Source organism: Nonomuraea sp. NPDC004186 (genome assembly GCF_053603495.1).
The window spans coordinates 59377-72937 of the sequence record NZ_JBSGFQ010000016.1; the positions used below are offsets into that span (position 1 = coordinate 59377).

The window sequence follows — 13561 nt, forward strand, 5'->3', positions numbered from 1 at the left end:
GGGAACCTTGCCCTCGCCCACATGCTACTTCCCCAAATCTCATCACTTTAAGTTTTGACGCAGTCACGTATTGATACATCACCTCCGGACCGGACAAAAGCTGAAAGTTTCAGTCAATCTGGCGGCTTTGCGGGAAAGCCCTTTCCGCTGCTCATCCGGCACGCCGGCCTGGGTGTGCGGAGCGATGACCATGAGCTGACATAGCCCGTCATTTGTGTGGACTTGTGGGGTCAGATACGGTCGCCTCGCGGAGCGCTCCCCTTCCCGGAATCCCCCGACCGGAACACGGAGATCGCACTATGCCCCAAGCCGGACCCCACCGCTGGGCGCGGCGCGCCCTCGCGGTGCTGCTGACAACGGCGATGATCTTCGCCGTCCCCCTGGCCGAGTCCGCCTCGGCACACGGCTCGGTCGTCGACCCCGCCTCCCGCAACTACGGCTGCTGGCTGCGCTGGGGCAACGACTTCCAGAACCCCGCCATGCAGCAGCAGGACCCCATGTGCTGGCAGGCGTGGCAGGACAACACCAACGCCATGTGGAACTGGAACGGCCTCTACCGCAACGGGGTCGCCGGCAACCATGAGGCGGTCATCCCCAACGGCCAGCTGTGCAGCGCCGGCCTGACCGAAGGCGGCCGCTACCGCTCCATGGACAAGCCGGGAGCCTGGACGATGGCGAACCTCACCGGCAGCACCTTCAACATCCGCCTGAACGACCAGGCCAGGCACGGTGCGGACTACATCAGGGTCTACATCACCCGCCAGGGCTACAATGCCCTCACCACGCCCCTGGGCTGGAACAACCTGGAGCTGGTCCGCACGACCCCCAAGTACGCGCCCGGTGACGTGTACATGATCAACAACATCAGCAAGGGCTCGCGCACCGGCCGTCACGTGATCTACACGATCTGGCAGGCCTCGCACATGGACCAGTCGTTCTACTTCTGCAGCGACGTCAACTTCGGCTGAGCCGCTGCTACGGGCGGGGGCGGGTCGAGGCGCGGATGGAGAGCTCTATCGGGTGTACGCGCTCCGTGCCCAGGGGCGCGGCCCCGGACAGCAGCTCGAACAGCAACTCCGCGCAGCTCGCCCCCGCCTCCTTCGGTCGCAGGTCGATCGCGGTGATCGGCGGATCGGACTGGCGGGTGGCGGCGCTGTCGACGCACGAGGCGAGCAGCACGTTCACGCCTGCCTCCCGCAGCAGCGGCGCCACCTCGGTCGCCGCCCCGGCCGGTGCGCACACCAGGGCATCCAAAGGCCCGTCCCCGCCCCGCCCCAAGACTGCCTCGCCCCGCCCCTGACCGTAGTCCCGCCTGACGGACCAGCCTTCGCCCCGCCCGGCCCCGCGGCCGGTGGAGCGTCCGTCGCCTTGCTCGGCCCCCCGGTCGGATGAGCGTCCGTCAGCCTGCATGGCACCTCGGTCGGTGGAGCGTCCGTCGCCTTGCTCGGCGCTTCGGTCGGTGGAGCGGTCGTCGTCCTGTTCAGCCCCTAGGTCGGCGCCTCGGCCGGAGCCCCCGGCGGTGTCGAGGAGGGCGCGGGCGGCGGCGCGGACCTCGTCGCCCGAGGCGTCGAAGGACACCCGTCGCACCAGCGGCACCACCCCGTGTGCCGTGCACCACTCCAGGTAGCCCCGGTGTACGCTGGCCGCCCAGTCGCTCTCGTCCCCGGCCACGATGAGTGCCGGTCGTGACGCGCCCGACTCGCGCAGGTGGTCGAGGAGGCGGCCCAGCATCGAGGCGTGTTCCGACCACACCACGCCGTCCGCCTGCCGGGAGCCGGGGAAGCGTTCGCACGAGACCGTCGGCAGGCCCGTCGCCATCAGGCTCTCCACCACGGGGTCGCCTCCCAGCGGGTCCCCGAGCACGAGGCCGTCCACGCGCGGCGGCCGTGAGCGGCGCTGGCCGGACGTGATCAGCGTGACGTCGTAGTCGTGCCGCGCCGCCTGCTCCACCACGCCGAACACGAACGACATGTAGTAGGAGGAGCGGGTCAGGACCTCGGGAACGTGCAGGCCGATGGTGCCGGTGCTGGCCTTGCGCAGGTGCCTGGCCGAGCCGTTGGGCACGTAGCCGAGCCGCTCGGCGACCTGCGCGACCGCCTCCCGGGTGCGCTCGGAGACCCGCCCGGAGCCGCGCAGCGCGTCGGAGGCCGTCGTCTTCGACACCCCCGCCTCCCTGGCGACGGTGAGGATCGTGACCGGCTCCTCCGTGCGCACGCCTGCCCGCTCGCGCCCCTCGTCTGCTCGCACGCCCCGATGCTAGCGGCCCTGATCGCCCACTTCCGCCGAGCGAGCCGCCGCGCCCCCACCGGACCGCCCGACGGTCTCCGCGTCTCGCGCGGCGGGGCCCTCCGGTGGTTCGGCGTTTCCAGTGTGACGGGGGTTCTTCGGTGGTCTCGGTGTTTCCCGTGTGGCGACTCCGTCCCGGCGGTCTGCGCGTCTCACGGGTGGTGGGGCCGTCCGGCGGTCTGCGCGTCTCGCGCGCAGCGGGGCCCTCCGGTGGTTCGGCGTTCCCAGTGTGGTGGGGCTTCCGGCGGTCTGCGCGTCTCACGAGGTGCAAGGGGCCGTCCGGTGTTCTCCCTCGTCGGGTGGCGCGACCCATGGGCGGGGGGAGGTCCGCGTGGGTGGTGGGGGCTTCGGTAAACGGTCTGTTTCGGGTGGCGGTTGGGTCTTGTCTCCGTCCGGGGGTCGCAACTAAGTTAGCCCAAACCTTGCCGGAACGTTCCGGCATCAGAAAGGGGCGGAACGTTGCACCTGACCACCGGGAAGCACCCCCATCCTCTCGACCCCCTCGCCGCGCAGGAGATCGACGAGGTCAGGCGGATCCTGATGCAGGAGGGCCTGCTGACCGACACGGTGCGGGTGTCCTACCTCGGCCTCGAGGAGCCGCCGAAGGGCGAGGTCCTGGCGTACGAGCCGGGCGCCCCCGTCGGACGCCGGGCCCGCGCGTTCCTCCTGGACCTGGCCACCGAGACGGCCGAGGACGTGATCGTGTCGATCACCACGGCCACGGTCGAGGAGCGCAGGCCCATCGACCCGGTCACCGACGGCCAGGTGCCCATGCTGGACGAGGAGCACGCCCTGGTCAGGCGGGTGCTGCGGGAGGACCCGGCCTGGGCCGAGGCGCTGCGGCGCCGGGGGATCGAGGACCCGGCGGGCGTCTACCTGGCCGCGCTGAGCGCGGGCAACTTCGGCCTCCCCAAGGAGAAGGGCCGGCGGGTGGCGAGGGTGCTGGCGCACCTGATGCCCACGCCCGAGAGCCTCCCATGGGCCCACCCCGTGGACGGCCTGGTCGCGTACGTGGACCTGCTCAAGGGCGAGGTCATGGAGATGGTGGACACCGGCCCCCAGCCGATCCCCGCCGAGCCCGGCGACTACCACCTGGGCCCGCACCGGACCACGCAGAAGCCCATCCACATCACCCAGCCGGACGGTCCCAGCTTCACGGCCGACGGCCCCCTGATCACCTGGGAGAAGTGGAGCCTGCGCCTCGGCTACGACATGCGCGAAGGGCTCACCCTGCACCAGATCGGCTTCGAGGACGACGGCCGCGTCAGGCCGATCGTCTACCGGGCGTCGGTGGCGGAGATGCTGGTCCCGTACGGCGACCCGAGCCCGATCCGGTTCTGGCAGAACTACTTCGACACCGGCGAGTACCAGCTCGGCAAGCTGGCCAACTCCCTGGAGCTCGGCTGCGACTGCCTCGGAGAGATCACGTACTTCGACGCCGTCGTGACGGACGGAGCCGGGGTGCCCAAGGTGATAGCGAACGCGATCTGCATGCACGAAGAGGACTACGGCGTGCTGTGGAAGCACACCGATCCGGCCAACGGCTCCAGGGAGACCCGCAGGCAGCGGCGCCTGGTGATCTCGTTCTTCGTCACGGTGGGCAACTACGACTACGGCTTCTACTGGTACCTCTACCTCGACGGCACCATCGAGCTGGAGGTCAAGGCCACCGGCATCGTCTTCACCGGCGCCTACGACGACCGCGCCGCGCCCTACAGCTCGGAGGTCGCGCCGGGGCTGGCGGCGCCGTACCACCAGCACCTGTTCAGCGCCCGGCTGGACATGACGGTGGACGGCGTGGCGAACGCGGTCGACGAGGTGGAGGCGGTCGCGGTCGAGAGCCCGTACGGCAACGCCTTCGGCCGCGCCGTGAAGCGGCTGCGCACCGAGGAGGAGGGGCGGCGCGACGCCGACCTCGCCAGGGAGCGCACCTGGCATGTCGTCAACCCCGACGTACGCAACCGCCTCGGCCGCCCGGTCGGCTACGCCCTGCACCCCGAGGGCAAGCCGGCCCTGCTCGCGCACCCGGAGTCGTCGATCAGCAGGCGGGCCGAGTTCGCGACCAGGCATCTGTGGGTGACGCGGTACCATCCCGCAGAGCGCTATCCTGCCGGTGACCTGGTCAACCAGCATCCCGGCGGCGCGGGCCTGCCCACCTACACCAGGGCCGACCGCGACATCGACGGGCAGGACATCGTGCTGTGGCACACGTTCGGCCTGACACATTTCCCCCGCACGGAGGACTGGCCGATCATGCCGGTCGACACGTGCGGCTTCGTACTCAAGCCGGTCGGGTTCTTCGACCGCAACCCCACGCTCGACGTCCCGCCGAGCGCCGCCGAACGTTCCTGCCACTAGAGGAGAAGAGGCCCATGCGTCCCATACGCCTGGCCTGCGGTGTCATGGCAGCCCTGCTGGCCTCGGCCTGCGCCGCCACCGGAACGACCACCACCCCCGCCACAGCCCCCGACCAGCCCAATCCGACCGGTTACCTCGCCACAGCCGACCCGTCGCTCCCCACCGGTGGCACGCTCAACCTGGCCGTGCACATCGACAGCGGCGCCGCCACCGGGTACGACCCGCAGCTCGCCGACGTCGCCACCACCTGGCAGCTGCTCTCGCTGTCCTACGAGACGCTGGTCACGGTGGGCTCCGACTTCAGCGTGCAGCCCATGCTGGCCGAGAAGTGGGACACCCCCGACCCCAAGACGTACGTCTTCCACCTGCGCGACGGCGTCACCTTCTCCAACGGCCGCGAGATGACGGCCGACGACGTGGTGGGCAGCCTGAAGCGGCTGCTGGCCTCCAAGTCGGTCTGGCGCGGCCAGCTCGGCCCGGTCAAGTCGGTCGCCAAGGACGGCGACCGCGCGGTCAAGGTCACCCTGAGCGAGCCGTACACGCCGTTCCTGGCCGCCCTCGCCAATATCCCCGCCGCCGTCCTGCCCATGAAGGAGATCGACGACAAGTCGGTCGACCCGGCCAAGACGCTGCTCGGCACCGGCCCGTACGTGGTGGAGAACCACCGCCAGGACGTGTCGTGGACCTTCAAGCGCAACGACAAGTACTGGGCCAAGGGCAAGCCGGCCGCCGACGCCGTCAACGTGACGATCGCCCCCGAGGAGGCCGCGCGCATCGCCGCCCTGCAGAACGGCAGCGCCGCCCTGGCCACGCTGGGCAACGTCGACTCGGCGACCATGCTGGCCGGGGCGAAGAACGTCCAGGTCGTCACCCAGGCCACCACGGACTTCTACTACCTCATGCTCAACACCCAGGCGGCCGGCTCCAAGTTCGCCGACCCGAGGGTGCGCCAGGCCGTCGCCATCGCGCTCGACCCGAAGCAGATCGCCGACGTGGCGCTCGGCGGCAAGGGCAAGCCGACGGCCATCACCCCGGCGGGCCTGCCGGGCGCGTGCGACCCGGCCGCGCTGCCGTCGGCGTCCAAGAGCGTGGACGAGGCGAAGAAGCTGCTGGCCGACGCGGGCGCCCAGAACCTGACGTTCACGCTCAGCATCTTCTCCACCGAGCCCGCCCCGGCGGTCGCCCAGGTGATCCAGCAGAACCTCCAGCAGGCCGGCATCACCATGAAGATCGAGCAGCTGGACGAGGCGAGCTGGTCGGGCAAGGTGTACGGCAAGGCGCCCGCCGAGTTCGACGCCGCGATGTCCTGGTTCGCCGGTTACGCCGACCCCGGCATGGTCACCAAGTGGTGGAACCCGGAGACGGCCGGCTTCAACGTCGGCTTCATGAAGCCGGACAAGGAGCTGAACACCCTCATCGACGCGGCCGGCAAGGAGCCCGCGGGAGCCGCCCGCGACGAGGCGCTGGCGGCCGTCTGCGCCAAGGCCGACACCGACGCGCAGATGATCCCGCTGGTCACCCGCCCGGCCACGATCGCGTTCCGGACCGACGCGCTCAGCCCCAGCCTGTACGCCACCGAGGGGTACGGCAACGTGCTGCGCCTGATCGCCGACGCCCGCGTGAAGAAGACCCAGTAACCATGCGCCTGCTGATGTGGTGGTCCGGCCGGGCGCTCAGCTCGGCCGCCACGCTCCTGGGCGTCTCCGTGCTGATCTTCACGGCCGTGCGCCTGATGCCCGGCGGTTTCGCGGAGACCGTGCTGGGCCCGTTCGCCACGGCCGAGCAGAAGGCGGAGCTGGCCGCCCGCTACGGGCTCGACCAGCCGGTGTTCATGCAGTACGGGCACTGGCTGGCCGCCGTCGCGGGCGGCGACTTCGGCATCTCGATGATCAGCCGCCAGCCGGTCGGCGCGGAGCTCCTGGCCCGGCTGCCGGTGACCGGCGAGCTGACCGTGCTGGCCGTGGTCGCCAGCGCGCTGGCCGGGGTGCCCCTGGGCGTGCTCACCGCCGTGCGCTCCCAGTCAGGCCGCTCGCCGGGCGGCGGCGGCGCGGCGGGGCGGCTGCTCAGCGGGCTCGGCGTCAGCGTGCCGGAGTTCGTGCTGGGCAGCCTGGTCGTGTTCGTCTTCTCCCGGTACGCGCTCGGCCTGGAGGTCGGCACGTGGGTGCCCTTCACCCGGGACCCGGCCGCGAACCTGGCCACGATGGTGCTGCCGGCCGCCGTCCTGTCGGTGTTCGCCATCTCCGTCACCGCCAGGACCACCCGGGACGCCGTGCTCGGGGTGCTGGTCGAGCCGTACGTCACGGCCGCCGTCGGGCGCGGCGAGTCGCCGTGGTTCATCGTCCGGCACCACATCCTGCGCAACGCCGCCACCCCGGTGGTGACGCTGCTCGGCACCATCACCGCGTACCTGTTGGGCGGGGCGCTCATCGTGGAGCACGTGTTCAACCTGCCGGGCGTCGGCTCCTACATCGTGCAGGCCGTCGGCCGCCGCGACTACGCCGTCGTGCAGGCGGGCGTGCTGCTGGCGGCGGCGGTGTTCATCGTGATGAACGTGCTGATCGACTTGCTCGTCGGAGTCCTGGACCCGAGGCTGGGCGTGCTGGCGGGGAGGCGTTCATGAGGAAGCTGGACCGGCTGTCCATCGGCGGGCTCGTCTGCCTGGCGGTCCTGGTGGTGTTCGCGCTGGGCTCGCTGGTCGGGGCCGGGGGAGACCCGGACGCGATCGTCGGCCCGCGCCTGCAGCCGCCGGGGCCCGGCTGGTGGCTGGGCACCGACAACCTGGGCCGCTCGGTGCTGCCGCGCGTCATGGAGGGCGTGGGCACGACGCTGCTGCTGTCGTCCGTCGCCGTGCTGGTGACGGCGGCGCTGAGCGCGACGTTCGGCATCATCGCCGGATACCGCGGCGGCTACCTGAACGAGCTGGTGATGCGCCTGGTGGAGGTGCTCTACTCCTTCCCCGCCATCGTGCTCGCGATCCTGGTCGCCGCGGTGCTCGGCCCCGGGCAGACGGCGGCGCTGGCCAGCATCGTGCTGGTGACGATCCCGCTGATGACCCGGCTGGTGCGGGCCGCCGCCGTGGCCGTGTCGCAGCGCGACTACGTCACCTCGGCCGTCATCAGCGGGGCCGGGCTGCCACGCGTGCTCGGACGGCACGTGCTGCCCAACGTGGCGGGCACGATCGCGGTGCAGGGCACGTACGCGCTGTCGGTAGGGATCGCGGTCGAGGGCGGGCTGAGCTTCCTCGGGTTCGGCGTGCAGCCGCCGCAGGCCTCGCTCGGCGTGCTGATCCAGCAGGGCGGCACCTACATGATCGCCGCGCCCTGGCTGATCCTCGGCCCGGGGGTTGTGCTCGTGGCGGCGATCCTGGCGATCAACGTGGTGGGCGACGGGCTGCGCGACCGGCTCGAACCCCGGGAGACGAGGTCCTTGACATGAGCCTGCTCACGGTGCGGAACCTGGTGATCGACTACGCCGAGACCAGGGCGCTGGACGGCGCCGACCTGGAGGTGGCGCAGGGGGAGACCGTCGGCCTGGTCGGCGAGAGCGGGTCCGGCAAGTCCACGCTCGGCTCGGCCGTCGGCCGGCTGTTGCCCGGGACGGCCCGGCGCAGCGAGGGGGAGGTCGTGGTGTCCGGGGAGCCGGTGTTCGACCTGCCGCCCAAGCGCCTGCGCCAACTGCGGAAACAGCATCTCGGGTTCGTCTTCCAGGACCCGATCGCCTCGCTCAACCCGACCATGCGCGTCGGCGACCAGCTCCGCCTGGTGCTCGGGCGTGGCGCCGACGTGGGCTTCCACCTGGGGCGGGTCAAGCTCGACGACCCCCGCGTCGTGCGCTCGTACCCGCACCAGCTCTCCGGCGGCATGGCGCAGCGGGTGGCCATCGCGATGGCCATGGCCACCGAGCCCGAGTTGCTCGTCGCGGACGAGCCGACCGCCGCGCTGGACAGCCAGGTGCGCGAGGAGGTGCTGAACGTGGTCTTCTCCCTGGCCGCCGCGGCCGGGACGAGCATCCTGTGGCTCAGCCACGACCTGCCCGCCGTCGCCCGCAGGTGCGACCGGGTCGCGGTCATGTACGGCGGCCGGGTCGTCGAGACCGGGCCCGCCCGCGAGGTGCTGGGCCATCCCGCCCACCCCTACACGGCGGCGCTGGCCGGGTCGGCGCCCGCCGCCGCGGCCCACGGCGTCCGTCTGGAGCCCGTGCCCGGCCGCCCGCCCGTGCTCACCGGGCCGTCGCCGGGCTGCGCCTTCGCGCCGCGCTGCCCGTTCGCGGAGGAGCGCTGCGAGCACGAGCGCCCGCAATCGGTCCGGGTGGGCGACCAGGACGTGCTCTGCCACCGCGCGGGGGAGGTGGCGGCGTGATACTCGAGCTCGACGATGTCACCGTCACCTTCGCCGCGGGTCCGCCGCTGCGGCGCATCCACCTGGACGCCATGCGGCACGTGTCCCTGTCCGTCGCGGAGGGGGAGACGCTCGGCCTGGTCGGCGAGTCCGGCTCGGGCAAGACGACCAGCAGCCGGGTCGCGCTCGGCCTGCAGCGGCCCACGTCCGGCACGGTCAGGTTCGACGGCCGCCCCTTCCCCAAGCGGCGGCGCGAGCTGGCGGGCCGGATGCAGGCCGTGCTGCAGCACCCCCACTGGTCGCTCAACCCGCGCATGCGCGTCGGCCAGAGCGTCGCCGAGCCGCTGGACGTGCTCGGCCGCCCGGCCGGCGACGCGGTCACCGAGATGCTGGAGCACGTGGGGCTGGAGGCGTCGTTCGCCTCGCGCTACCCCCATGAGCTGTCCGGCGGCCAGCGGCAGCGCGTCTCCATCGCCCGCGCGCTGGTCACCCGGCCCAGGTTCATCGTCTTCGACGAGGCCGTCAGCGCGCTCGACGTCTCCGTGCAGGTGCAGACCCTCAATCTCATCAAGGACCTGCAGGCCGAGTACGGCTTCAGCGCCCTGTTCATCTCCCACGACCTCGGCGCGGTCCGCTACGTCGCCGACCGGATCGCGGTCATGCGCAAGGGCGAGATCGTCGAGACCGCCGACACGGCCACGTTCTACTCGGCGCCCGCTCACGAGTATTCGAAACAGCTTTTGGAGGCATTGTGACGAATGAGCCCCGGCTTGCAACTCCGTCCGCGTTCGCGCCCGGGGTCCCGCGCAACGCGGACCTGCCTTTGACCCCGCAGGCCAGCCCCGGTCGCGGGTCGATCGCGTTCGACCTGCCCGGCGTGCTCGTCGGCACGGCCGAGTACGCGGAGGGCCCCACCGGGTGCACCGTGATCCACGTGCCGGCGGGTGCGCGCACGGCCGTGGACGCGCGCGGCGGCGCGGTCGGCATGAGCGGCGGGTACGACTACAACCACGCCATCTGCTTCGCCGGCGGCTCGGTGTACGGTCTGGCCGCCGCCGCGGGCGTGAGCGACGAGCTGCTGGCCCGCAGGGATAACCGGACCCGCTGGGACGACCTCCAGCTCGTGTCCGGCGCGGTGATCTACGACTTCTCGGCCAGGGAGACCGCCGTCTACCCGGACGGCGAGCTGGGCCGGGCCGCGCTCCGCAACGCCGTCGAAGGCGAGTTCCCGGTGGGCCGGTGCGGCGCGGGCCGCACGGCGAGCGCAGGGAAGGTGGACTTCGGCCGGGCGGAGTTCGCCGGTCAGGGGGCCGCGTTCGGCACGTTCGGCGAGGCGAAGGTGCTGGTGGCGACCGTGGTCAACGCCGTCGGCGCGGTCGTCGACCGGCAGGGCGGGATCGTGCGCGGCAACTACCACGCCGAGGACGGCGCCCGCCGCCACCCCGGCGCCGACTACGCCGCGATGGTCGGCGACCCGGCCCCGGCCGTCATGGGCAACACCACGCTGACCGTCATGGTGACGAACGTGAAGCTGACCGACATCGAGCTGCTCCAGGTGGGCCGCCAGGTGCACAGCTCCATGCACCGCGGCATCCAGCCGTTCCACACCATGAACGACGGCGACGTGCTGTTCGCGATGACCACGGACGAGGTGGACCTGGTGAGCGTCAAGCCCACCGGCTTCGGGACGCTCGCGTCGGAGCTCGCCTGGGACGCGATCCTGAGCGCGGTGGAGTAGCCCGATGCATGTCTTCCCCCGTTACGCCGCCAAGGACCCGGCCCAGGCGGTCGAGCTGGTCAGGCGGAACCCGTTCGCCCTGGTCGTCAGCACGGTGGACGGCGTGCCGGTCGCCACGCACGTCCCCGTCATCCTCGAGGAAGGCGTGCTCGAAGGCGGCGCGCTGCTCGGCCACATGGCCCGCGCCAACCCCCACTGGCGCTCCTTCGAGTCCTCGCCCGAGGTGCTCGTGGTCTTCTCCAGCGCGCACGGGTACGTCTCGCCCACCGTGTACGCGACCGACCCGGCCGTCCCGACCTGGGACTACGCGGCCGTGCACGTGACGGGACGGGTGGAACTGCTCGACGACGCGCTCGACGTGGTGGAGCGCACCGTCACGGCGCTGGAGTCGCTCCGCTCGCCCTCCTGGGAGCCGACCCCGGCGTCCAGGGAGAGGTTCGCGGCGCTCTTGCCGGGGGTAGTGGCTTTTCGGGTGCATGTGCATACCGAGAAGAGCATGTTCAAACTGAGCCAGGACATCGACGCCGAGCGGTACGCGCGCGTCCGCGCCTCGTTCGCGGCCGAGAACCCCAGGCTCGCCGACCTGATGGATGGTTCATGACTTTCCCCACCTTCACGTCCACGCAGATTGACCCCCGAGCCCGCGGCAAAGAACTCGGCACGCACCGGAGCAAGGCGATCCGTGCCAACCTCTCCGGCTACACCGACCTGTTCACCGTCGCGGGCGCCACCGCGACGCAGGTCCGTACGTGGGGCGAGCTGGCCATGGAGCGCACCGCCGACTGGGCGCCGCACCTGGCGGAGGAGATCGCGGGGATCGCGCGCGGCGCCGGCCTGGAGCCCTGGCAGGTCGCCGTCGTCAACGCGCGCACGGAGATCCTGGCCGCCATCGACGCGACCGGCGAGGGGGAGTGCTCCACCTCCGTCGTGCTGCCCGGGGCGGGGGAGGCGCCGCGCACGGTGCAGACGTGGGACTGGCACGACCACCTGCGCGACGCGCCCATGCTCTGGGAGCTGGAACCGCGTCCGGGGCACGTCGTGCGAACGTTCACCGAGGCCGGGGCGCTGGCCAAGATCGGGGTGAACACGGCCGGGCTCGGCATCCACTTCAACATCCTGCGCCACGACTCCGACACGGCCGACCTCGGCGTGCCCGTCCACCTGATCGCCCGCAGGATCCTGGACGAGGCCACCACGGTGGAGGAGGCCGCCGACATCGCGCGCTCGGCCACCGTCTCCGCCTCGACCGTCATCACGGCCGTGACCTCGTCGGACGCGGCCTCGATCGAGATCTCCCCGGCCGGCGTCGCGGTCATACCGCCGGAGCCCGACGGCGTGCTGCAGCACTGCAACCACTTCCTCGACCCCGCGCTGGCCAAGGACGAGCGGCATTCCACCGACCGGCCCAGCACGTACGCCAGGTTCCAGCACCTGCGGGCCAACACCGAGGGCCTGAGCAGCGACGACCACACCAAGCGGGCGCTGGCCATGCTCAGCCACGGCCCCGAGGACGCGCCCGTCTGCGCCCACCCGGACCAGACGATGCCGATCAACCAGCGGTGGGAGACCGTCGCGACGATCGCGCTGGACCTCTCCGCCGCGCGGCTGCGGGTGCACCAGGGCGGGCCGTGCCAGGTCACCGAGGCGACCTGGCAGACGTTCTGATCAGTGGAACGCGGCGATCCCGGTGAGCGCCTTGCCCAGGACCAGGGAGTGGATCTCGGACGTGCCCTCGTAGGTCAGCACCGACTCGAGGTTCACGGAGTGCCTGATCACCGGGTATTCGAGGGTGATGCCGCTCGCTCCGAGCAGCGTGCGGCACTTCCTGGCGATCTCCAGGGCCTCGCGCACGTTGTTCAGCTTGCCGGCGCTCACCTGCTCGGGGGTGATCGTCCCGGCCTCCTTCAGCCGGCCCAGGTGCACGGCGAGCAGCAGGCCCTTGCCCAGCTCCAGCGCCATGTCGGCGAGCTTCTCCTGGGTGAGCTGGAACGAGGCCAGCGGTCTGGCGAACACCTCGCGGTCGCCCGCGTACGCGATGGCCGTCTCCAGGCAGTCGAGCGCCGCCCCCATCGCCCCGAACACGATCCCGAACCGCGCCTCGTTCAGGCAGCCGAGCGGCCCCGACAGGCCCCGCGCGCCGGGCAGCATGGCCGCGTCCGGCAGGCGCACCCCGTCGAGCACCAGCTCGCTCGTCACGCTCGCGCGCAGCGAGATCTTGTGCTTGACGTCGTTCACGGTGAAGCCCGGGGTGCCCGCTGGGACCAGGAAGCCCCTGACACCCTCGTCCGTACGCGCCCACACCACCGCCACGTCCGAGACCGAGCCATTGGTGATCCACATCTTGGTGCCGTTCAGCACCCAGTCGCCGCCCTCGCGCTTGGCCGTGGTCCGCATGCCCGCCGGGTCGGAGCCGAAGTCGGGCTCGGTCAGGCCGAAGCAGCCGATGCGCTCGCCGGCCGCCATCGCGGGCAGCCACTCCTGCTTCTGCTCCTCGCTGCCGTACTTCCAGATGGCGTACATCGCGAGGGAGCCCTGCACCGACACCAGGCTGCGCAGCCCCGAGTCGGCCGCCTCCAGCTCCAGGCAGGCCAGCCCGTACGAGACCGCGCCCATGCCCGCGCAGCCGTACCCCTCCAGGTGCATGCCGAGCACGCCCAGCGAGCCGAGCGTGCGGGCCAGCTCGCGGGCCGGCAGTTCGCCGGTCTCGAACCACTCCGCGACGTTCGGGCGGATCTCCCGGTCGCAGACGCGCCTGACCGTGTTCCTGATCTCGCGCTCCTCCTCGGTGAGCAGCGTGTCGATGGCGAAGAGCGCGGTCGGGGTGATCATCGGATGGCCTCCG

Annotated in this window: 12 protein-coding genes; 10 read left to right on the plus strand and 2 right to left on the minus strand. The window is 71.6% G+C overall.

Annotation, left to right across the window (positions count from 1 at the left end):
* Positions 1 to 299 precede the first annotated feature (299 nt).
* Positions 300 to 968 (plus strand): lytic polysaccharide monooxygenase auxiliary activity family 9 protein, encoded by a 669-nt coding sequence (locus tag ACWEPL_RS15800; protein WP_363966827.1) that lies wholly within the window; start codon positions 300 to 302, stop codon positions 966 to 968.
* A 7-nt stretch (positions 969 to 975) separates the two neighbouring features.
* On the opposite strand, the gene ACWEPL_RS15805 is transcribed toward ACWEPL_RS15800, so the two are convergent.
* Positions 976 to 2247 carry a substrate-binding domain-containing protein gene (locus tag ACWEPL_RS15805; protein ID WP_452436538.1) on the minus strand — a complete coding sequence of 424 codons (1272 nt, stop codon included), beginning with the start codon at positions 2245 to 2247 and terminating at the stop codon, positions 976 to 978.
* 498 nt (positions 2248 to 2745) lie between these two features.
* Between ACWEPL_RS15805 and ACWEPL_RS15810 the strand changes: the two genes are divergently transcribed.
* The 9 genes from ACWEPL_RS15810 to ACWEPL_RS15850 are packed head-to-tail and all read left to right on the plus strand — an operon-like array spanning position 2746 to position 12384.
* On the plus strand, positions 2746 to 4644 hold the full coding sequence (locus ACWEPL_RS15810) for a primary-amine oxidase (protein ID WP_452436539.1): 1899 nt from the start codon (positions 2746 to 2748) through the stop codon (positions 4642 to 4644).
* Between the two features lie 14 nt (positions 4645 to 4658).
* A complete protein-coding gene (locus tag ACWEPL_RS15815) occupies positions 4659 to 6281 on the plus strand; it encodes an ABC transporter substrate-binding protein (protein ID WP_452436540.1) in 1623 nt (540 codons plus the stop codon).
* 2 nt (positions 6282 to 6283) lie between these two features.
* Positions 6284 to 7264 (plus strand): ABC transporter permease, encoded by a 981-nt coding sequence (locus ACWEPL_RS15820; RefSeq protein ID WP_452436541.1) that lies wholly within the window; start codon positions 6284 to 6286, stop codon positions 7262 to 7264.
* The gene (locus ACWEPL_RS15825; RefSeq protein ID WP_185072287.1) at positions 7261 to 8079 is read left to right on the plus strand and encodes an ABC transporter permease; all 819 of its coding nucleotides are present in this window, start codon (positions 7261 to 7263) and stop codon (positions 8077 to 8079) included. Before ACWEPL_RS15820 ends, ACWEPL_RS15825 begins: the two co-directional genes overlap by 4 nt.
* Positions 8076 to 9002 (plus strand): ABC transporter ATP-binding protein, encoded by a 927-nt coding sequence (locus ACWEPL_RS15830; protein WP_452436542.1) that lies wholly within the window; start codon positions 8076 to 8078, stop codon positions 9000 to 9002. The genes ACWEPL_RS15825 and ACWEPL_RS15830 overlap by 4 nt, the downstream gene beginning before the upstream one ends.
* Positions 8999 to 9736, plus strand: a complete 738-nt coding sequence (locus tag ACWEPL_RS15835) for an ABC transporter ATP-binding protein (protein WP_452436543.1) — start codon at positions 8999 to 9001, stop codon at positions 9734 to 9736. The genes ACWEPL_RS15830 and ACWEPL_RS15835 overlap by 4 nt, the downstream gene beginning before the upstream one ends.
* Positions 9733 to 10719, plus strand: a complete 987-nt coding sequence (locus ACWEPL_RS15840) for a P1 family peptidase (protein WP_452436544.1) — start codon at positions 9733 to 9735, stop codon at positions 10717 to 10719. Before ACWEPL_RS15835 ends, ACWEPL_RS15840 begins: the two co-directional genes overlap by 4 nt.
* Positions 10720 to 10723: 4 nt before the next feature.
* Positions 10724 to 11320 (plus strand): FMN-binding negative transcriptional regulator, encoded by a 597-nt coding sequence (locus tag ACWEPL_RS15845; protein ID WP_355201152.1) that lies wholly within the window; start codon positions 10724 to 10726, stop codon positions 11318 to 11320.
* Positions 11317 to 12384, plus strand: coding sequence for a C45 family autoproteolytic acyltransferase/hydolase (locus ACWEPL_RS15850; RefSeq protein ID WP_452436545.1), 1068 nt, complete (start codon positions 11317 to 11319; stop codon positions 12382 to 12384). Before ACWEPL_RS15845 ends, ACWEPL_RS15850 begins: the two co-directional genes overlap by 4 nt.
* Here ACWEPL_RS15850 and ACWEPL_RS15855 read toward each other — a convergent pair whose 3' ends face one another.
* Complete coding sequence (locus ACWEPL_RS15855) at positions 12385 to 13548, minus strand: acyl-CoA dehydrogenase family protein (RefSeq protein ID WP_355201148.1); 1164 nt, start codon at positions 13546 to 13548, stop codon at positions 12385 to 12387.
* Positions 13549 to 13561 lie beyond the last annotated feature (13 nt).